This is a genomic window from Snodgrassella sp. ESL0324 (assembly GCF_013344955.1).
In the GTDB taxonomy this organism is placed as follows: Bacteria; Pseudomonadota; Gammaproteobacteria; order Burkholderiales; family Neisseriaceae; genus Snodgrassella; species Snodgrassella alvi.
In genome coordinates this window covers 539,342-559,045 of record NZ_JAAEDS010000012.1, presented here as the reverse complement: position 1 = coordinate 559,045, position 19,704 = coordinate 539,342, and the positions used below count along the sequence as shown (strand labels likewise).

The following is a 19,704-nucleotide window of genomic DNA, read 5'->3' as shown; positions in this document are numbered from 1 at the left end:
AAGCAGCTTATCTTTATTATAACCAGACTATGATTTTCACTATTAACGGTCCGGCCAGCACCATAAATAGACCTGCCAGAATCATAGTCAGGCTGGCAACCACACCTTCGTCGGCATTACGCTGAATTGCCCGCGAAGTACCAAATCCATGTGCGGCATTACCAAAAGCAGCACCATTGGCCAGATGCATCCGGCTGCGACTAAAAGCCAGTGTGATATCACCAAACAGCATGCCTGTCAGTCCGGTTATGATGGTGAATACGGATACCAGCGCGGCTGAACCATGAATTTTGTCTGCGAGCTCAATGGCAAACGGAGTAGATACGGAACGTGCCATGAGGCTGTAAGTCACTTCGTGGTTAAAATGAAATAGTCGAGCCATCAGATAAGCACTACCCACTCCGACAAACATTCCCACAATAATAGCTGTCATCAGAATCGGTAACTGACGTTTCATTACATCACGATATTGATAAATCGGAATGGCAAAAGCAACAGTGGCAGGACCAAGTAAGCCAGAAATATAACGTGTATATTGATTATATTGTGTATAACTGATGTCCAGCCATTGCATGAGGGCTATGGTTAATACACTAAAAGTAATGGCTGGTGACAAAAATATAACCGGCTTGGCGCGATAGCATTTTTTTGCCAGTGCATACAATGCAATTGTCCAGATAAAACAGCCGGCAGCAATTATATTCATAACAGATATCCAGTTAGAAATTAAATATGTGCCAGTTCAGACATGGCGATGTTTAATCCATACACGGCGCAGACGATAGCAGTATTTTAAGGTCAGAGCAGTACTGCTCATTACCAGAAATGTACCTGTTACGATGCTAATAACCAATTGCCATCCTTCAGCAGCAAACAATGCCTTGTATTGAACCACTGCAATAAGAACAGGCATAAAATACAACATTAATTCACCCAGCAAAACCTGTGCGCCACTGGCGATCCATGATAATTTCAATATGTTAAGCTGTAATAACAGCAATACCAGAAACAATCCGATTACACCGGCAGATAAAGGGATATGGGCAGCTTTTTCGATACCCAGCCCTATCAGCCAAAATAAAATGATTAGTAAAATTTGTGCGCATATATGTAAGCAGTTTGCCGTGCGAAGGTGTAACATATTCATTATGGCTGTTCCTTATAGCCAATTATTGGAAACCACTCATTATAATTAGCCTTATTAGGCATAATATGAATTATAATTTTATTATTATTCTTTTTTTGAATATTTATGATTGATATAAAAGCACTTCAATGCTGGGTCACTCTGGTTCAAAATCACAGCTTTTCAGTTACTGCGGAAAAACTGGCATTGTCCCAACCGAGTATCAGCAAAATAATTCACGCACTGGAAAATGATTTAAATGTAGCCTTACTGCAGAAAGGAGAAAACGGACGCAAGCGTCAGGTACTGCCAACAGAAATTGGTAAGCGTGTATATGAATATTCTCTACAGATACTTAATCAGGTGTCGTTGCTGAAACAGGAGGTAGAAGATTATCGTGAACTAAAATCGGGTACATTGCGTATCGGTATGTCGTTACTAGGGAGCCGTTTGCTAACACCGGCTTTTTTTAATTTTCATCAGCAATGTCCGGATATTGAGCTGGCTTTTATTGAAGCCGGTACTCGTGATATTGAAGCAGCCTTGCTGGAAAACCGTCTGGATGTAGGTCAGTTACTGTTACCGGTAAGTGATGAATTTGATTATATTCCTTTATGCGATTACCCGATGATGGTACTGTTTCCGCGTAAACGGTTAGCAAAGATACCTGCGTCTATGTCTTTGCGCAGTTTGCGTGATGAGTCTTTTATTTTGTTTAGTCGCGGTTTTGTTTTATTTGAACGTGTTGTTAATGGTTGTCGTGATCAGGGATTTGAGCCAAATGTGGTTTGCTGTACCAGCCAGTGGGAACTTTTGCGTGATATGGTAGCAAAAGAAATGGGCATTGCTTTACTGCCCAGTTATTATACGGATGAATTTGACGATAAAATATTTGCAGCAGTTCCGTTAACCGATCCGGCAATTAACTGGAGTTTGTCTATGGCGTGGCCTCGTCACAAAAAACTGACACCGGCTGTAAAAGCATGGCTTAAAGTTATCAGAGAGGAATTTTCCAAATAACTGTTCAACGTATAGGTAAGCAGAGTATTGGAAAATGCAGAAAAAAAGTAACCAATGACAAACAGCAGCCTGAAAAATAGCTTGCTTTATTGTTTGCAGAATGATAACGATTTATATTTTTACAAAGAATTATTGTAAAAACTAGCAGGGGATAAATTTATATAATAATCGAAAAATCTCTTTTATCACTTTCCCTTACACAATACGGCAATCAAGAATAAAAAGGTTTTAAATGATCAGTAAAGTATTTGAATTACCCTATTATGCCGTTATTTTTACCTCTAAACGCAGCCCGGGAGATTTTGGCTACTCAGAGATGGCACAAAATTTATTAATTGAAGCCGAAAAAATAGAAGGATTTTTGGCAGCGGACAGTGTCAGAGACACAGAAGGAATCGGTATTACAGTTTCGTACTGGCGAACACTAGAGGCTATTGATAAATGGAAAAACCATACTCTGCATATAGAGGGGAAAAAAATGGGTATTAAACAATGGTACAAAGAATATTCAATTCGTATTTGCAAAGTTGAAAATGAAAAATTTTTTGAATCCTCTGTTTTAAAACCAGATGGAATAGGGTAGCTGATAATCAGCTATCCTATTATTCAAGAATCAAGATTAATACAAAATCAGTCTCTGAACCGGGCACGCAAGTTGCGACTGTCCGGATCATTCTGTCTGTTCAATTCTCAGTGTACATATGGTCTTGCATAATTTTTTCATAAACTGCATCAGGGACATAACGGCGAATCATGGCCTGCCAGTTTTGCGGGCCGACCATGCCTTTTATCATGGTTGAGGACACTTCGGCATATTCACGCGGCGGTATCAGGAAGATAGTGGAAATTTCCGGTTGTAAGTCATGATTGATATGGCGCATGGAACGCTCATACTCATAATCAGAAGCGGTACGGATACCGCGGATAATGAAATCTGCACCAATACTGCGCGCATAATTAACCAGATACTGATTTTGAAAACTGGAGATTTTAACATTGGGAAAATTTGCCGTGATAGCCTGAAGCATTTCTTTGCGTTCTTCAACTGAATATGTGGCATTTTTTTCCGGATTAACACCAATAGCGACGATTAGTTCATCAAATAATGGTTGTGCTTCACGAATCATCCATAAGTGACCATTGGTAGGGGGATCAAAGCTGCCAGCATAGACTGCACGGCGGGTAGTTGAATTAGTCATTGTTGCTTATTCCAAACTGCTTTTTCATGTGCCGAAAAATAACCAGTATGCAGATATTATCTGCTGAACATGATTGATTTAACTGTAAACAGTTATTATTTTTTCAATGTCGTTAATATAAAGCTGCGCAGCTTAATCAGTTGTGTGTGCATTGTCAAAACATAAATGTTTTTTTATGAGGGAAAGAAATATTAAGCCGAATAAAGGTAAAGAATTCAAAAGAATAATATGAAATATTATAAAATAATCACTTTTGTTTTAATAGTGTAAATAGTAAGTAGTTTGCCTGCTTAATTTTGCCATATATGAATATCAGATTAGGTTTCGTCATTTTGTTTTAACTGTTCATATAAAAAGGGATGTTTTTTAATCTCAATTTAGATAATTTTTTATATTGATTTTATTAATTTTATTAAAAAATACTTAAAATTTTGGAATCCTTTAATTTTTTCTGCTGTATTTGTAGTAGCGGTTTTTCTTAATAACTACTATATTTTTATTATCAGAATTTTGATATGGAGCAGCAACTCTGTAGCCAATGAACAGTTAAATATATTTTCAGACTCTTATTCATATTTGAGTATCAGTAAAATGTTTATTTGGTTGAAATCATTTAAAATTTTATCATTATATTTTTTAAGCGAGCTAACGATTTAATATATATGATTTTATAATGATCTTGGATTATTATTTAATATTCATAAACTAATAATGGATATCAGATATTAATAACTAACATGATATATTGATGAGAATGGTTTTCATCCTTTACAATCTTAATCTTTTGCCGCTATTTATTAAATTTATTAATTAGAGCAAAATTTGAGTGATATACGGATTATTAAGCAAATGAAAAAAAAATGGGTTAAAAGGTTTGTATGGTTGTTAGTTGTGGTGGTGCTGGTTGCTGTTGTATGGAGTCTGTTTTTTAAACCTAAAGACCAGATGAATTTTGTGACAGATGATGTTCGCCGCAGCGATATCATGCAGACAGTTAATGCCACAGGAGAAATTGCGGCGGCACAATTGGTTGATGTCGGTGCTCAGGCTTCCGGCCAGATCAAGAAACTGTATGTCAAACTGGGCCAGCAGGTTAAAAAAGGTGATTTGATTGCTGATATCGATTCCACTACTCAGTTAAATACTCTCAACACTAATAAAGCTAAGCTGGATACTTATCGTGCTCAGCTGGTATCTGCTCAAATTGCATTGAAAATGAAGCAGCGTGCATTTGACCGTGAACGCGCGCTGATGGGGCAGGATGCTACCTCTAAAGCAGATTTTGATAATGCTCAGGATAATCTGGCCGCAGCACGGGCTAACGTGGCTGAGCTGAAGTCACAAATCCGGCAAACACAGATTGCCATTAACACTTCAGAAGCGGATTTAGGCTATACCCGCATTACTGCTCCGATGGACGGTACAGTTGTATCCATTCCGGTAGAAGAGGGACAAACGGTGAACTCCAGCCAGAATACGCCAACGATTGTACAGCTGGCTGACTTAAGCAAAATGCTGAATAAAATGCAGATTGCCGAAGGCGACATGAGTAAGGTTAAGGCAGGAATGCATTTAACTTTTACTACGCTGGCGGACAATAACAAAGTGCGTAAAGCTACTCTTGAAGCAGTAGATCCGGGATTAACCAAGATGTCTCAGGGAAGTTATGACACCAGTACGGATACAACTGATACAGCTATTTATTACTATGCCCGGGCTCTGGTTCCGAATGATGACGGCACACTGCATATCGGGATGACTACTCAGAATAATATTTTTGTGAAATCTGTCAAAAATGTACTGACTGTATCGAATCAGGCAATCAGGCATAACCGTGGTAAAAAAGTGGTGAAGGTGCTGGGCGATAATCAGCAGGTTCAGGAAAAACAGATTGAGACTGGTATTACAGACGGTATGCGCACAGAAGTGAAATCAGGCCTGAAAGAGGGTGACCGGGTAGTTTTATCTGCGCTGAGCAAGGCAGACGCTAAAAATGGTGTCAGCAAAGAGCCGAAAATGCGCGGTCCGAGAATGTAAGCCATGAGTTTATTGGAAATTAAGGCAATCAATCGCTGGTTCGGCACTGGTGAAAACCGGGTTCAGGTGCTCAAAGATATTAATCTGAGCATAGAAAAAGGCGATTTTGTAGCTATTATCGGTCAGTCTGGTTCGGGTAAGTCTACTCTGATGAACATCATTGGCTGTCTGGATGTGCCGTCCAGCGGTTCGTACAAAATTGATGGCGTAGAAACTGCTGCTATGACCGCAGATGAACAGGCCGCTTTGCGCCGTCGCAGCTTTGGTTTTATTTTTCAGCGCTATAACCTGCTCGGCACATTAACAGCACGTGAAAATGTAGCCCTGCCGGCTGTATATGCCGGTATGGAATACGATGAACGAATGAAACGGGCGGATGAGTTGCTGGCTCAGCTCGGGCTTGCCGGTAAGGAAGAAAACCGTCCCAGTGAACTGTCCGGTGGTCAGCAGCAGCGGGTAAGTATAGCTCGTGCGCTGATGAACGGCGGTGAAATTATTCTGGCAGACGAGCCAACAGGTGCGCTGGATACCGGTAGCGGAAAAAACGTGATGGAAATCCTGCATAAACTGCATGATGCCGGTCATACCATTGTGATGGTTACACATGATCCGACGATTGCTGCTAATGCTAACCGGGTAATTGAAATTAGTGACGGACGGATTATCGCCGACCACAGTAAGAATACAGATATTCCGCCCAGCAATATTGAGAGTATTGAAGAGCATAATTCATGGCATTTTTACCGTGATCAGTTTTTTGAATCTTTTCTGATGTCTATTCAGGCGATTATGGCGCATAAGATGCGCTCGTTTCTTACGATGCTCGGCATTATTATCGGTATTGCTTCAGTGGTATCGGTAGTAGCACTGGGAAGAGGGTCGCAGGAAAAAATTCTTGAAAACATCAATGCTATGGGCACAAACACGGTTTCCGTATATCCGGGTTACGGATATGGGGATCGCCGTTCTTCGCGTATTAAAACGCTGACTGTTGGTGATGCAGAGGTCCTGAAGCAACAGGACTATGTTGACAGTGTCACTCCGGGTGTTAATACCAGTGGTACGCTGACTTATGATAATCAGTCTCTTTCAGCTCAGCTATATGGTGTAGGTGACCAGTATTTTGATGTACGCGGTATCAAGCTTGCTTTTGGCCGGCTGTTTAATGAGGATGATGTAACTCAGAACAGTCAGGTAGTCGTAATTGATGACAATACCAAAAACAAATTGTTTGCAGATGGTACTAATCCGCTGGGAAAGGTTATTCTGTTTAATAAACGGCCATTGCGTATTATCGGAGTAACAGAACCTAATAATAACGGCTTTTCGGATAGTGACAGTTTACAACTGTTTACTCCTTATACCACGCTGATGAACCGGATTTCCGGCTCTAAGTACATTACTTCAGTCACAGTGAAGGTAAAAGATAATGTCAATTCACAAACGGCAGAAAAAGGCATTATTGAATTACTTAAAGTACGTCATGGTACAGAGGACTTTTTTACCCGTAACAGTGACACTATTAAGCAGACAATTGAAAGTACTACCGGCACCATGACTCTGCTGATATCAAGTATTGCGCTGATATCTCTGGTCGTTGGCGGTATCGGGGTGATGAATATCATGCTGGTATCGGTAACTGAGCGGGTGAAGGAGATTGGTATACGCATGGCTATCGGTGCACGTCAACACAATATTCTTGAACAGTTTCTGATTGAAGCGGTGCTTATTTGTCTGATTGGCGGGTTGGTAGGTGTACTGTTTTCGTTTGCCATCAGTATGCTGTTTAATTTGCTGGCAACAGATTTTGCTATGTCATTCTCAACAATTTCTATTGTGATGGCTGTACTTTGTTCAAGTGTAATTGGTGTGCTGTTTGGTTTTATGCCGGCAAAACGTGCATCACAGCTTAATCCTATTGACGCGCTGTCACGCGATTAATTGTGTTGATGCTGAAATTTAAATCTGGCGGAAATGGCTGTACTGCATTGATAAATGCAGTAAGCGTCAGAATAAAAAGTTACGATGATGAGAGATAATTTTGTGAAAAAACGCAGCGCAGTATGGATGCTGAGTCTGAGTCTGCTGTTAACCGCCTGTGCTACGCATAGTTCCTATCCGCAGCAAAGCATGCATAAAGCCGGAATGCTGAGCAGTTCAGAAATTGCTGCGCAGTATCAGGTTAATGCTAACTGGTGGGAAATTTACCATGATGAAACTCTGAATCAACTGGTAAATACTGCGCTGGCTAATAATGTTGATTTGCGTCAGGCCGCACTGACAGCTGAAAAAGCACGTTATAGTGCCCGTCTGACAGCAGTAGACCTGGTACCGAATGCCAGTGGTTCTCTTGGCGCCAGCAGCTCCAAAGATTTGAAACATGGCGGGGTGTCCAGCCGTAATTTTACCGGTCAGCTCGGATTAAGTTATGAACTGGACGTATGGCAGAAAATTCGTGCCAATACCAATGCGGCACGCTGGAAATATCAGGCCAGTGAAGAGGATCTGGCCGCCAGCAGACTCTCACTGATTAATAGTGTCGTCGATAATTATTTTCATCTTGCCTACATTGATGGTGCAATCAGTTTAACTAAAGACAGTATTGAACAATACCGGCAGATTGCCAGAATCTCTCAGGCACAGTATCAGGTAGGTAAAGTCAGCAGCATTAATGCCACTAATGCCAAACAATCGTTACTGAGCGCAGAGAATAATCTGACCTCATTGCAGCAGAACCGGCTGGAAGTATTGCAGAATCTGCATAATTTACTCAATCAGCGTCCGGGTGAGGTAACGGATATTCAGCCAACACCTTTAAATCAAATTCATTTGAGTGAAGTGAATCTGAATGTCCCATTGTCTGTACTGGCTAATCGCCCTGATTTACGTGCGGCAGAATATCGTTTGCAATCTGCTTTTTCCAGTCAGCAGGCAACTAAACGTAGCTGGTATCCGAGTATTAGTCTGAATGGTGCGGTTAATTCGCGTTCTGAGGCTGCTTCTTCGGCTTTACATTTTCCAGTCGGTACGGCAAGTGTTAATGTAAATTTGCCTTTTCTCGACTGGCAGACTCTGTATTGGCAAAACAAACAGGCTAAGGCAGATTTTGAAAGTGCAAAACTGACTTTTGAACAATCTCTGACTACCGCCCTTAATGAAGTTGAACGCTATTACCGGCAATACACGCTTAGCCGCAATACACTGGCCAATAATGAACAAAAATACCAGTACGATTTAAAAAACAGTCGCTACTACCATGCCCGCTATCAATACGGCACTAATCCGCTTAGTGACTGGCTGGATGCTTTGAATACTCAGTATTCTTCGGCACAAAACGTGTTAAACAACCGTTATAGTGTCCTGCAAAATGAAAATCTGATTTATCAGGCTATGGCCGGACGCTATCAGCCGCAATAATTATTCAAGCCGGCCTGTTTGAAAATATACAGACCGGCTTTTTATAGGTTGGTTGATAATTGAATTATTTTTCTGTTTTTATTACACTGATGACTAACAAAAAAAATCGCCCCTCAAAAAGGGGGCGCAAAAAGGAACACAAACCACTACCAATAGAAAAGTGCTAAATAAATTGTTGAATAAAAACAATCTATTTCAAATCTGTGAGTATGTTCAGAAATGGCTGCAAAATATTTGTGAATATTTGTGTCGTTTCGTGAACATAGATGCATCATAAACAAATTGTTTTCTAATTGCAAATGATAGTTATTATTATTTGCAAAAATAATTGAGAATTTTATTTATAGTTTTGTTTCTAAAAGAAAAATAAATAGTGGTATATATACCCGTTAATAGAAACTATGACAAAAATATCAAAAATTAATGTTTTATCCGGATAAAACCGTTTGATGACTATTAGTATGTAATAGTCATCTGCTGGGTTTGCCTGCTGAGTAATTTGTTTTACCGGCACGAACCGCTGTTATGCACCGGAGTTGATTTTTTAGTATTATCGGAGTTTTAAGTCAGCGGTGTTCAACCGCATAAAGCATTGAATCAATATGCGTCAAATTATTCTTGATACTGAAACCACCGGACTGTATGCAAACAATGGTGATCGCCTGATTGAATTTGCCGGTGTAGAAATGGTAGACCGGCGCCTTACCGGAAATAATCTGCATCTGTATATTAATCCTGAGCGCGATATTCCAGACGAAGCTGTGGCAGTACACGGAATTACACTGGAAAAGCTACACGAAATGAATGCTCCGGTGTTTGCCGGTGTGGCTCAGCAGATTGCCGACTACCTGCATGGTGCCGAACTGATTATTCATAATGCTGCGTTTGATGAAGGCTTTCTGGATATGGAGTTTGAGCGTCTGGGTATGCCCAAGATTGAAACGATTACCAGTGGGATAGTTGATACGCTCAAAATGGCTCGTGATAAATATCCGGGACAGAAAAATTCGCTGGATGCTTTATGTACGCGGCTGGAAGTAGACCGCAGTAAGCGTGTACTGCACGGTGCGCTGATTGACTGTGAATTACTTGGTGAAGTTTATCTGGCTATGACCCGAAGCCAGTTCAGTCTGGTAGATGAACTGATGGCCACTGCTGCTGCCAGTGAAAATCAGATTGCAGAAAGCAAATATCAGATAAAACATACTGGATTAACAGTAGTGGAACCCAGTGCAGAAGAACTGGCTGAACATGAAGCTTATTTGCAGGCGTTGGATAAAATAGTTGGTGAACCCTGTATGTGGCGGAAATGGCAGGAAAATAACGGAGATAAATCTGTATGACCCGGCATGTAGTGCTGATTCCTGCCGGGGGTGTCGGAGCACGATTTGGTGCAGGATGTCCGAAACAATATGTTACTTTGGCCGGTCAGACTGTATTACAGCATACAGTGTCGCGACTGGCACAAATCAGTGCAATTGATCTGTTTTTGATTGTTGTATCAGAACAGGATGAATATATCGATGCTGTCTATCCGGCAGATTTATTACCGCCGGATGTGCATATCCTGCGTTGTGGCGGAGCGACGCGGGCGCAAACTGTGCGCAATGGGATTGTGCAGGCGCAAAAATATTTTAATGTACAGGATAACGACTGGATCTTGGTACATGATGCCGCTCGCTGCTGTGTGAGTACGGATTCTGTAAAACGTTTATTAGCTGCTGTGCAGAATCATGCGGTAGGCGGGTTACTGGCGCTTCCCGTAGCAGATACGCTTAAACAGGCAGATGAGCAACAGCAGGTGAGCCGGACAGTGAACAGGACAGGTTTATGGCAGGCTCAGACTCCACAAATGTTTCGTACCGGTATTCTGGCCAGAGCACTGGCACAGGCAGATTTGGATGTAATTACAGATGAATCTTCTGCCGTAGAGGCGCTTGGTCTGGCTCCATTACTGGTAGCAGGGGACATACGCAATCTGAAACTCACCAGTGCACAGGATGCGTTACTGGCTAGCTATTTTTTACAGCAGGACACCATTAAATGAGTTCTTTAAGAATTGGTCAGGGTTATGATGTGCATCAGCTCGTTAGCGGGCGGCCATTGTTACTTGGCGGCGTAAAAATTCCTTTTGATAAAGGTTTGCTTGGTCATTCTGATGCAGATGCGCTATTGCATGCGATTACCGATGCACTGCTGGGTGCAGCTGCTTTAGGTGATATTGGCAAGCTTTATCCGGATACAGCTGCTGCAAATAAAGATGCCGATAGCCGTGTACTGTTACGCGGTGCCTGTGCTGCCGTTCGGGCTGCAGGCTGGCGTGTGGTCAATGTTGATAGCACGGTTATTGCTCAGGAGCCGAAATTGCGTCCTTATATAGATCAGATGCGCATGAATATTGCAGCTGATTTGAATATAGCTGTGGATGCAGTAAATGTTAAGGGTAAAACCAATGAAAAATTAGGCTATCTGGGGCGGAAGGAAGCTATTGAGGCTCAGGCAGTCGTATTGCTGACGGCAGTTTAATCCTGTTGCGGCATCAGTTATAATTTCGTGCAGGAATAATTATTGTTTGAAATGTACTTAAAGTTAAGCTGATCAAGGAGCAGTAGAATGACCACACAGGATGAGTTGAAACGTCAGGCAGCTCAAAAAGCTGTTGAATATGTCAATGAAAACGAGTATCTGGGTATTGGTACCGGTTCTACCGTGTATTTTTTTATAGAGGCACTGGCACAAAGTAAAAAGCAGATTAAAGGTGCAGTATCCACATCTGCCCTGACCAGTGAAACTTTGAAAAAATTTGGTATTCCGGAAGTAACACTCAATGAAGTGAATGGTTTACCGCTGTATGTTGATGGAGCTGATGAAATTAATCATTTATTGCAGATGATTAAAGGTGGCGGCGGTGCATTGTTAAATGAAAAAATTGTTGCCAGTGCTGCTGAGAAATTCATTTGTATTGCTGATGAAAGTAAGTATACCAGTCGTCTTGGTCATGTATCGTTACCAGTGGAAGTGACACCCAATGCCCGTTCACTGGTAGCGCGCCGGCTACTGAAATTTGGCGGAGAGCCTGAACTGCGTCTGGGTTTTACTTCTGATCATGGTAATCAGATTCTGGATGTAGCTAATCTGAACTTTGATGAGCCGATTAAAATGGAAGATGCCATTAATAAGATACCCGGTGTAGTAGAAAATGGTTTATTTACTCACCATCCAGCTGATTTACTGGTGCTGGGTTGCAGCGATGGTGTCAAGGTATTAACTGCCAGAGTCTGAATTTGCTGCAGCAGAAGTATTTAATAATACAATTAATTAATATCTGCGCAGCCAGTTACCTGAAAAAAGGGTAGCTGGCTGCTGTTGTTTTAAGGGTTTATTTTACTGTCTGTGATTTATTCTGTTCATGCCGGGCATATTTAACAATGTGGTTTTCTGATAAATGCATAAAAGAAAAAAAATTCTGACTAACTGGCGTAAAATTCTGGTCTGGATGGCTGTTATTCTGACAATCGCTAAAGTGTGGTTGCCGGAAAGTATAATTGCACCTTTAGCGGAATGGACACAGAAAGCGGACAGTATTGTGCGCTCTGTACAGGATTTGCTTAATGGTAAGGCGCCTGTAAGAGGAAAAAAATGGGCAGTAGCCAGTAAAGGACGCTATTCCGGTAATGTTGACAGTGTGCATGACGGAGATACTGTGCATATCAGAGACAAGGACGGGCATACGCATAAAGTTCGTCTGGCTAATATTGATGCGCCGGAAATCAAACAAGCTTATGGTATAGCCAGTCGCGATGCCTTAAAAGCACGTATTGAGGGTAAGTATGTTGATGTCAATGTGGTTGCTATAGATCAGTATCAGCGTGAGGTTGGTCAGATTATTTTGAATAATGCAGATATTAACTTATGGATGGTTCAGCAGGGGTATGCATGGCATTACGACTCAATTGCTAAAAAGCAGCAGGATCGATTAGGTTTTGGACGTTATCAGAGTGCTCAGATACAGGCGCGCCAAAATCGTCTCGGTTTATGGCACAATGCCAGTGCAATAGCACCGTGGCAGTTTCGTCAGCAACAAAAAAACCGATAATGGTTTAATTTCATGAATGCACAAAAGCGCAAGAAAATATTCACTCGTTTGCAGGCCGTCTGTCAGAATCCGACTACAGAGCTGATATATCATTCACCATTTGAATTATTGATAGCTGTTATGCTCTCGGCACAGGCAACGGATGTTTCTGTCAATAAATGCACTGTACATTTATTCCGAATGGCACCCACAGCACAAGCTATGCTGGAGTTAGGAATAGATAAAGTTATGGAGTGTATTCGGACCATCGGTTTATATAAAACCAAAGCCAAACATGTGATGGAAACTTGCCGGATTCTGGTACAGCAGTATAACGGAGATGTACCGCAAACCAGAGAAGAGCTGGAGGCATTGCCGGGAGTAGGGAGAAAAACGGCTAATGTCGTGCTGAATACAGCTTTTGGTCATCCAACGATTGCAGTAGATACGCATATTTTCCGGGTATGTAATCGTACTGGTCTGGCACCGGGTAAAACGGTACGTGAAGTTGAGGATAAATTAATGCAGGTGGTGCCGAAACAGTTCAGACTTAATGCACATCACTGGCTTATTTTACACGGACGTTACATATGTAAAGCGCGTAAACCGCTGTGTGAGCAATGTCTGATAAATGATTTGTGCGAGTACCCGGCAAAGTCGACTTTAACCGTCTGATTGTGTAACTTAACGCCTCTTTTCGTTACAATATTATTAATCTTTGCTTGTGTAAGAAAACAAAAAAGTTAGGGAAGTGGATGCGGATAAATCGCAAATATATGTTGACGGCAATTTTGTCAGTGTTGTTGGTAGCAGCAGGTTGTGACAGGCTGGAACAATGGTTTGGCAAAAATAAGGACGGTCAGGGTTTTGTGAAGGAAATACCTGCCGGTACTGATGGGAACAGCAATCAGGTAGCTATGTTGTTGCCCGATTTTACCCGGCTGGTCGACCAGCAAGGTCCGGCAGTAGTCAATATTCAGGCTACACGCAATAACCGTAATATCGATAATGAAGCCGGTCCGGATGCTTTGCCTGACAATGATCCGTTTTACGAATACTTCAAACGCCTTTTGCCAAATGTACCGCAAACCCCGCAGGCAAACGATGATGAATATAATTTTGGTTCAGGTTTTATTATCAGTAAGGATGGTTATATTCTTACCAACACTCATGTAGTCAACGGTATGAATAATATTAAGGTTTTACTGAATGACAAACGTGAATTTCAGGCAAAACTGATTGGTGCTGATGCTCAGTCTGATGTTGCATTATTAAAAATCAGTGCAAATGAATTACCGGTTGTAGAACTGGGTAATCCTGAAGAATTAAAAGTCGGAGAATGGGTAGCGGCCATTGGTGCGCCGTTTGGTTTTGATAATAGTGTGACTGCCGGCATCGTTTCAGCCAAAGGACGCAGTCTGCCGGAAGAAAACTATACGCCGTTTATCCAGACTGATGTGGCTATTAATCCCGGAAATTCAGGCGGACCATTATTTAATCTTAAGGGACAGGTAGTAGGAATTAACTCACAGATATACAGCCGCAGTGGTGGCTTTATGGGTATTTCTTTTGCCATTCCGATTGATGTGGCCATGAATGTAGCGGAACAATTGAAAACATCAGGTAAGGTACAGCGTGGCCGGCTTGGGGTAGTTATTCAGGAAGTCAACTATAATCTGGCCAAATCTTTTGGTCTGGATAAAGCTAATGGTGCACTGATTACGCAAGTTGTTGTCGGCGGACCGGCTGCTAAAGCAGGCTTATTATCCGGTGATATTGTACAAAGTGTGAATGGCGATGAGCTAAAGAATTCAAGCGATTTGCCGGTGAAAGTTGGTTTACTGCCACCAGGTAAGCAAATCGTTCTGGGTATCTGGCGTAAAGGTCAAAAAGAAGAAATCAGGGTAACGCTGGATAATGTGTCTCCGGCTGTAGCTAATCCGGCCAGTTCTGCCAGTAGTACCATTATGCCAACTGACGGAACCAGTTTTGCCGAACACCGTCTTGGTCTGGTATTGAGGGCAACAGCTCAGGGGCTGATTATTGAAGACATCAGCGGGCTGGCTGCACAGGTAGATTTACGTCGTGGCGATATTATTATCGCCGTTGGTCAGAAACTGGTACATGACGAAAAAGATTTTGATAATGCAGTAGCAGCCAGTGGAAAAAATGTACCTCTGTTAATCAGGCGTGCAAACAATACCCTGTTTATTGCTATGATGCTGCCGTAATCTTTTCATAAAGATATTGTTTTTAGGATATGTTCTAGTTGGATTATCAGTTAATCGCACAGGTCGTTTACACCATTATGTAGGTTTTATTAATTGCTCCATTGTTAATGATGGATCACTTTCTGGTCAGACCACACGCGATTCATTCAGAAAAATTTTGGAATAATTTATGTTGTCAGTACATCCCAAAGCATTAGCACGTGGTCCGGTTATGGCTGATGTGGCAGAGTTCAGGTTAAGTGATATCGAACGTGAACGTTTATGTCATCCGGCCATTGGTGGTGTGATTCTGTTCCGGCGCAATTATCAGTCACGTGCTCAGTTAACCGAGCTGGTTGCGGAAATTAAAGCATTAAGAACACCGGAGCTTATTGTCGCTGTTGATCATGAAGGCGGGCGAGTACAGCGCTTTATTCCCGAATTTACCCGATTGCCGGCCATGCGTACTCTGGGACAGTGCTGGGAGCAGCATGGTGCAGCAATGGCCGACAAAATGGCCGAAACGGTAGGCTGGGTACTGGCTACTGAATTACGTGCCTGTGGCATAGATTTATCATTTACGCCTGTTCTGGATTTGGACTGGGGTGAATGTGCTGTTATCGGTAATCGCAGTTTTCATCAGCAGCCGGCTGTAGTCAGCTCTCTGGCAGTAGCTTTGCAACGTGGTCTGGCTCGTGGTGGTATGGTTTGCTGTGGCAAACATTTTCCCGGGCATGGGGCAGTCAGTGGTGATAGCCATCTTACCTTGCCGGAAGATAACCGTAGCTGGGAAGAATTATGGGCTGATGATATACAGCCATTTAAAGATTTAATTCATAATGGTATGCCGGCACTCATGCCCGCACACGTGGTATATCCTAAAGTTGATCCGACAGAACCGGCAGGATTCTCCACTATCTGGCTGGGGGGTGTTTTGCGCGATAAAATGCAGTTTGACGGGGTGATTTTCTCTGATGATTTAACTATGGAAGGAGCCAGCTGCGCCGGTGATATCCATGCACGTACAGCGCAGGCTTTTGGCGCCGGCTGTGATATTGCTCTGGTATGTAATAAACCAGACTGGGTAGATAATCTGCTGACTGATTTTGTCTGGCCGGATATCAGCCGGCTGGCACAGCGCTGGCAAATGATTGCCGGTAAGGGGAGTGCAACAGAATATATTGCTACTATGCAGACACCTGAATTTCAGGCAGCTCAGCAACTGGTAGCCAGTCTGGCCTCTGCTCAGGATACTCTCAATGGTGTTCAGGTAGGCGAAGCCTGCTAATTATTTCTCCGGACAACAAAAAAGCCATAGTGAAACTATGGCTTTTTTAAACTGCCTAACAGATATCAGGCATTTTTAAAGTCGATTACCATACGACCAGTAAATTTACCGGCAGTCATTTCATCAAAAATATCATTGATATCTTCCAGAGGGCGCATAGTTACTTTTGGTACTACTTTACCTTCTGCGCCAAACTGGAATGCTTCACGTAAATCTTCACGTGTACCTACCAGTGAACCTACCACTTCAATACCATCCAGAACCAGACGCGGAATATTCAGATCCATAGTGTCAACTGGCAATGCTACAGCAACAATACGTCCGCCGGCACGTACAGAGGCTACGGCTGAATTGAAAGCGGATTTAGCTACAGCTGTAACCACAGCAGCGTAAGCACCACCTACTTTTTCCTGAATGATTTCTTCTACTTTTTCTTTAGCAGGGTTCAGAGTCATATCTGCGCCCATTTCGCGTGCCAGCTCAAGTTGTTTTTCATTGACATCAATAGCAATTACTTTAGCATTAAACACGTTTTTGGCATACTGCAACGCCAGATTACCTAAGCCACCAAGACCATAAATTGCAATCCATTGACCCGGCTGGATATGAGAAACTTTGATTGCCTTGTAGGTTGTCACACCGGCACAGGTAATACTGCTGGCTGCTTCAGAACTCAGTCCGTCCGGTACTTTAACTGCATAATCTGCTACAACGATACATTCTTCAGCCATACCACCGTCTACTGTATAGCCGGCATTTTTAACTTCACGGCAGAAGGTTTCACGACCACTGTTGCAATATTCACAATGTCCGCAGCCTTCAAAGAACCAGGCAACACTGGCACGGTCACCCACTTTTAAAGAAGTAACATCTTCACCTACAGCAGTTACAACCCCAATACCTTCATGTCCCAGTGTTACACCAGTTACGTCGCCAAAATCCGCATTTTTTACATGCAAGTCGGTATGGCAAACGCCACAGCATTCCATTTTCAGCAATGCTTCATTGGCTTTCAGCGGGCGTACAGCTTTATCTTGGATGGCAACTTTTTTGTCTTTTGTTACTACGGCTGCTTTCATAATGAACCCTTTTCATCAGTAAAGAAGAAGTGTTTAGTCTGTTAGTTTCTGTTCTCAGATAAACAGACCGGTACAACCAGAAAATCATTTACCGGATAAAATCGATACCGGTATAAATATAATCCTGAATAAAAATGACAGAAAATTATTCAGAGGTGTAAATGTACCTCATATTACCGATTAAATGTCATTTAAAACAGGATTAAAATATTTATTTTCTACCAGTTATTCTGACAGATATATCAGCGCAGTACCAGCACTAGTATATAAAATAATTGTAACTCTAAATAAAGCATCTGCGTAAGACTTAATTACAGCAAAATACCATATATTTATAAGAAATTTTAATAAATTTCAATGATTCCTTTGTGCTATTGTCCTACTAATCAGATCTGCTCAGGTAAGAAAACATAAAATCTACATAGAGGCATGCACACCTAAATTAAGACAATAAAACAGTATGCAAAATTAACTGTCTCAAGGGTAAACATCGCAGGAAATCAGGAATAGTATGACTACCAGCATATACATTTGATCCATACACCTATCTGGGGCCGCAGATTTCACTGATAGTGAAAACTGGTAATTATGTCATCTGTGTGCATCCTGATAAGATGTTTTTATAGCAGTTTTTAAGTTTGGAAATATTAATGTCCGAAGTCCTGTTATCGGCAGAACCAATATTTTTAAAAGCCAGTACTGGTTCTCAAGCCTGTTTCTGATCGAAAAAGCGACTAATCCTGAATAGGCCGGATAAAGCATGTTATGATGCGCTCGCCTAATGACCCTGAAACTGAAATTAGATAAACAACATCATGAATACCCAGACTAGCCGGCGCAAACGCGTTCTTAATGGTGTGCTGTTACTCGATAAAGACAGCGAAATGAGTAGTAACAGTGCTTTGCAGCGGGCGCGCTTTTTATATGGTGCGGCCAAAGCAGGGCATACTGGTGTACTGGATCCGCTGGCAACAGGTTTGTTACCCGTATGCTTTGGAGAAGCAACTAAATTTGCTCAGTATCTTCTGGATGCAGATAAAGCTTATATAGCGACTTTACAACTGGGTGCGGCTACCAGCACAGGTGATGCTGAAGGTGAAATCGTTGCCACTTCCGATACTGTGATTACACTGGCGCAGGTACAGGCAGCCATTTCTGCTTTTAGTGGTGAAATTACTCAGACACCGCCTATGTATTCAGCTATTAAATATCAGGGTAAGCCATTATATGAATATGCCCGTGCGGGTATCACCATCGAACGGAAAAGCCGCCAGGTAACGATTTATCAGATAGATATTATTGAATTTACTTTTCCACGGCTGGTCATCAGCGTACGTTGCAGTAAGGGAACGTATATACGTACTCTGGCTGAAGATATGGCCAAACATATGGGAACTGTAGCGCATCTGACTGCATTACGCCGCACTGCTACTGCCGGCTTTACCATTGAACAAACTCATTCACTTGCAGCAATCAGTAATCTGGATGAGGCAGCACGGGATAACTGGCTTTTGCCTTGTGATGTACTCGTACAACATTTTCCGGCTGTCACTCTGAATGATAAAGATATTTTGCAGTTACAGCATGGTATAGCCGTGCATTCTGAGCAAAATTATGGCACAATGTGCCCCTTGCGTATTTATGCTGTTGATGACCGCTTTATCGGGCTGGTGCAATATCAGGCTCCCAGCAGGCGTTTGAAAGTGCTGCGTCTGATGAATACGGCTTATATCAGTTAAATATGTATCCGGAGTTGGTATTTGTTAATGACATATATTAGCTTGGCCAACTTGTCTGCCGTAAGGCTTTTTTTAAGAGTAAATTACATGTTATCTGTTGAACAAAAAGCACAAATTATTAAAGATTATCAACGTGCCGAAGGGGACACTGGTTCTTCTGAAGTACAAATCGCGTTATTGACTTTCCGTATTAATGATCTGACTGGTCACTTTAAAGCTAACCCGAAAGACCATCACAGCCGTCGCGGTCTGTTGAAAATGGTTAGCTCCCGTCGTCGTTTGCTGGCCTACATCCGCCGCACTAAACCGGATACCTATCGCGAATTGATTGCACGTCTGGGTCTGCGTAAATAAGCATTCTCCATCTGAAAAAAAGCCGTCTTTAAAAAGACGGCTTTTTTATACCTTATCGTACCTTTCTACTTTGAGCGAACAACAAAGGCAATTGGCCAAGGCATGGACAGCCTTCGGGGTTTCTATAACAAGCTTAAAACAACGGTAGAGAACAGGTTGA

19 protein-coding genes are annotated in these 19,704 nt (G+C 42.1%); 15 read left to right on the top strand and 4 right to left on the bottom strand.

The window, feature by feature from the left end:
* Positions 1-16: 16 nt before the first annotated feature.
* A complete protein-coding gene (locus GYY70_RS04660) occupies positions 17-706 on the bottom strand; it encodes an LrgB family protein (RefSeq protein ID WP_025330279.1) in 690 nt (229 codons plus the stop codon).
* A gap of 36 nt (positions 707-742) precedes the next feature.
* Positions 743-1,147, bottom strand: a complete 405-nt coding sequence (locus GYY70_RS04655; RefSeq protein WP_084548311.1) for a CidA/LrgA family protein — start codon at positions 1,145-1,147, stop codon at positions 743-745.
* A 105-nt stretch (positions 1,148-1,252) separates the two neighbouring features.
* On the opposite strand from GYY70_RS04655, the gene GYY70_RS04650 reads away from it, so the two are divergent.
* The gene (locus GYY70_RS04650; RefSeq protein ID WP_174831424.1) at positions 1,253-2,146 is read left to right on the top strand and encodes a LysR substrate-binding domain-containing protein; all 894 of its coding nucleotides are present in this window, start codon (positions 1,253-1,255) and stop codon (positions 2,144-2,146) included.
* 232 nt (positions 2,147-2,378) lie between these two features.
* Positions 2,379-2,729, top strand: coding sequence for an antibiotic biosynthesis monooxygenase (locus GYY70_RS04645; RefSeq protein ID WP_174831423.1), 351 nt, complete (start codon positions 2,379-2,381; stop codon positions 2,727-2,729).
* 100 nt (positions 2,730-2,829) lie between these two features.
* Here GYY70_RS04645 and coaD read toward each other — a convergent pair whose 3' ends face one another.
* The gene (gene coaD, locus GYY70_RS04640) at positions 2,830-3,345 is read right to left on the bottom strand and encodes a pantetheine-phosphate adenylyltransferase (RefSeq protein WP_025330283.1); all 516 of its coding nucleotides are present in this window, start codon (positions 3,343-3,345) and stop codon (positions 2,830-2,832) included.
* 849 nt (positions 3,346-4,194) lie between these two features.
* On the opposite strand from coaD, the gene GYY70_RS04635 reads away from it, so the two are divergent.
* The 11 genes from GYY70_RS04635 to nagZ all read left to right on the top strand — a co-directional run bounded on the left by GYY70_RS04635 (position 4,195) and on the right by nagZ (position 16,372).
* Complete coding sequence (locus GYY70_RS04635) at positions 4,195-5,382, top strand: efflux RND transporter periplasmic adaptor subunit (RefSeq protein WP_051506402.1); 1,188 nt, start codon at positions 4,195-4,197, stop codon at positions 5,380-5,382.
* A gap of 3 nt (positions 5,383-5,385) precedes the next feature.
* Positions 5,386-7,323 (top strand): MacB family efflux pump subunit, encoded by a 1,938-nt coding sequence (locus GYY70_RS04630; protein ID WP_037393504.1) that lies wholly within the window; start codon positions 5,386-5,388, stop codon positions 7,321-7,323.
* A 102-nt stretch (positions 7,324-7,425) separates the two neighbouring features.
* A complete protein-coding gene (locus GYY70_RS04625) occupies positions 7,426-8,799 on the top strand; it encodes a TolC family protein (RefSeq protein ID WP_370521145.1) in 1,374 nt (457 codons plus the stop codon).
* 602 nt (positions 8,800-9,401) lie between these two features.
* Positions 9,402-10,142, top strand: a complete 741-nt coding sequence (gene dnaQ / locus GYY70_RS04620) for a DNA polymerase III subunit epsilon (RefSeq protein ID WP_172332912.1) — start codon at positions 9,402-9,404, stop codon at positions 10,140-10,142.
* Positions 10,139-10,846, top strand: a complete 708-nt coding sequence (gene ispD / locus GYY70_RS04615) for a 2-C-methyl-D-erythritol 4-phosphate cytidylyltransferase (protein ID WP_174831422.1) — start codon at positions 10,139-10,141, stop codon at positions 10,844-10,846. Before dnaQ ends, ispD begins: the two co-directional genes overlap by 4 nt.
* Entirely contained in the window at positions 10,843-11,325 is a 483-nt protein-coding gene (ispF, locus tag GYY70_RS04610) for a 2-C-methyl-D-erythritol 2,4-cyclodiphosphate synthase (RefSeq protein ID WP_041879117.1), read from the top strand. The genes ispD and ispF overlap by 4 nt, the downstream gene beginning before the upstream one ends.
* An 87-nt stretch (positions 11,326-11,412) precedes the next feature.
* Complete coding sequence (gene rpiA / locus GYY70_RS04605) at positions 11,413-12,081, top strand: ribose-5-phosphate isomerase RpiA (protein ID WP_174831421.1); 669 nt, start codon at positions 11,413-11,415, stop codon at positions 12,079-12,081.
* Between the two features lie 163 nt (positions 12,082-12,244).
* The gene (locus GYY70_RS04600; RefSeq protein WP_174831420.1) at positions 12,245-12,895 is read left to right on the top strand and encodes a thermonuclease family protein; all 651 of its coding nucleotides are present in this window, start codon (positions 12,245-12,247) and stop codon (positions 12,893-12,895) included.
* A gap of 12 nt (positions 12,896-12,907) precedes the next feature.
* Complete coding sequence (gene nth, locus GYY70_RS04595; RefSeq protein WP_174831419.1) at positions 12,908-13,549, top strand: endonuclease III; 642 nt, start codon at positions 12,908-12,910, stop codon at positions 13,547-13,549.
* An 86-nt stretch (positions 13,550-13,635) separates the two neighbouring features.
* Complete coding sequence (locus GYY70_RS04590; RefSeq protein ID WP_174831665.1) at positions 13,636-15,105, top strand: Do family serine endopeptidase; 1,470 nt, start codon at positions 13,636-13,638, stop codon at positions 15,103-15,105.
* A gap of 169 nt (positions 15,106-15,274) precedes the next feature.
* Complete coding sequence (gene nagZ / locus GYY70_RS04585; protein ID WP_238791821.1) at positions 15,275-16,372, top strand: beta-N-acetylhexosaminidase; 1,098 nt, start codon at positions 15,275-15,277, stop codon at positions 16,370-16,372.
* Between the two features lie 65 nt (positions 16,373-16,437).
* Here nagZ and adhP read toward each other — a convergent pair whose 3' ends face one another.
* Positions 16,438-17,451 (bottom strand): alcohol dehydrogenase AdhP, encoded by a 1,014-nt coding sequence (gene adhP, locus GYY70_RS04580; protein ID WP_025330295.1) that lies wholly within the window; start codon positions 17,449-17,451, stop codon positions 16,438-16,440.
* 815 nt (positions 17,452-18,266) lie between these two features.
* On the opposite strand from adhP, the gene truB reads away from it, so the two are divergent.
* Both truB and rpsO read left to right on the top strand, forming a co-directional pair.
* Positions 18,267-19,190: a tRNA pseudouridine(55) synthase TruB gene (gene truB, locus GYY70_RS04575; protein WP_174831418.1), complete on the top strand. Its 924-nt coding sequence runs from the start codon at positions 18,267-18,269 to the stop codon at positions 19,188-19,190.
* A gap of 87 nt (positions 19,191-19,277) precedes the next feature.
* Complete coding sequence (rpsO, locus tag GYY70_RS04570) at positions 19,278-19,544, top strand: 30S ribosomal protein S15 (RefSeq protein ID WP_025330297.1); 267 nt, start codon at positions 19,278-19,280, stop codon at positions 19,542-19,544.
* Positions 19,545-19,704 lie beyond the last annotated feature (160 nt).

Excerpts from the sequence above, each read along its gene's own strand:
- GYY70_RS04660 (WP_025330279.1), bottom strand. The coding sequence starts at position 706 with ATGAATATAATTGCTGCCGGCTGTTTTATCTGGACAATTGCATTGTAT.
- GYY70_RS04655 (WP_084548311.1), bottom strand. The coding sequence starts at position 1,147 with ATGAATATGTTACACCTTCGCACGGCAAACTGCTTACATATATGCGCA.
- GYY70_RS04650 (WP_174831424.1), top strand. The coding sequence starts at position 1,253 with ATGATTGATATAAAAGCACTTCAATGCTGGGTCACTCTGGTTCAAAAT.
- GYY70_RS04645 (WP_174831423.1), top strand. The coding sequence starts at position 2,379 with ATGATCAGTAAAGTATTTGAATTACCCTATTATGCCGTTATTTTTACC.
- coaD (WP_025330283.1), bottom strand. The coding sequence starts at position 3,345 with ATGACTAATTCAACTACCCGCCGTGCAGTCTATGCTGGCAGCTTTGAT.
- GYY70_RS04635 (WP_051506402.1), top strand. The coding sequence starts at position 4,195 with ATGAAAAAAAAATGGGTTAAAAGGTTTGTATGGTTGTTAGTTGTGGTG.
- GYY70_RS04630 (WP_037393504.1), top strand. The coding sequence starts at position 5,386 with ATGAGTTTATTGGAAATTAAGGCAATCAATCGCTGGTTCGGCACTGGT.
- dnaQ (WP_172332912.1), top strand. The coding sequence starts at position 9,402 with ATGCGTCAAATTATTCTTGATACTGAAACCACCGGACTGTATGCAAAC.
- ispD (WP_174831422.1), top strand. The coding sequence starts at position 10,139 with ATGACCCGGCATGTAGTGCTGATTCCTGCCGGGGGTGTCGGAGCACGA.
- ispF (WP_041879117.1), top strand. The coding sequence starts at position 10,843 with ATGAGTTCTTTAAGAATTGGTCAGGGTTATGATGTGCATCAGCTCGTT.
- rpiA (WP_174831421.1), top strand. The coding sequence starts at position 11,413 with ATGACCACACAGGATGAGTTGAAACGTCAGGCAGCTCAAAAAGCTGTT.
- GYY70_RS04600 (WP_174831420.1), top strand. The coding sequence starts at position 12,245 with ATGCATAAAAGAAAAAAAATTCTGACTAACTGGCGTAAAATTCTGGTC.
- nth (WP_174831419.1), top strand. The coding sequence starts at position 12,908 with ATGAATGCACAAAAGCGCAAGAAAATATTCACTCGTTTGCAGGCCGTC.
- nagZ (WP_238791821.1), top strand. The coding sequence starts at position 15,275 with ATGTTGTCAGTACATCCCAAAGCATTAGCACGTGGTCCGGTTATGGCT.
- adhP (WP_025330295.1), bottom strand. The coding sequence starts at position 17,451 with ATGAAAGCAGCCGTAGTAACAAAAGACAAAAAAGTTGCCATCCAAGAT.
- truB (WP_174831418.1), top strand. The coding sequence starts at position 18,267 with ATGAATACCCAGACTAGCCGGCGCAAACGCGTTCTTAATGGTGTGCTG.
- rpsO (WP_025330297.1), top strand. The coding sequence starts at position 19,278 with ATGTTATCTGTTGAACAAAAAGCACAAATTATTAAAGATTATCAACGT.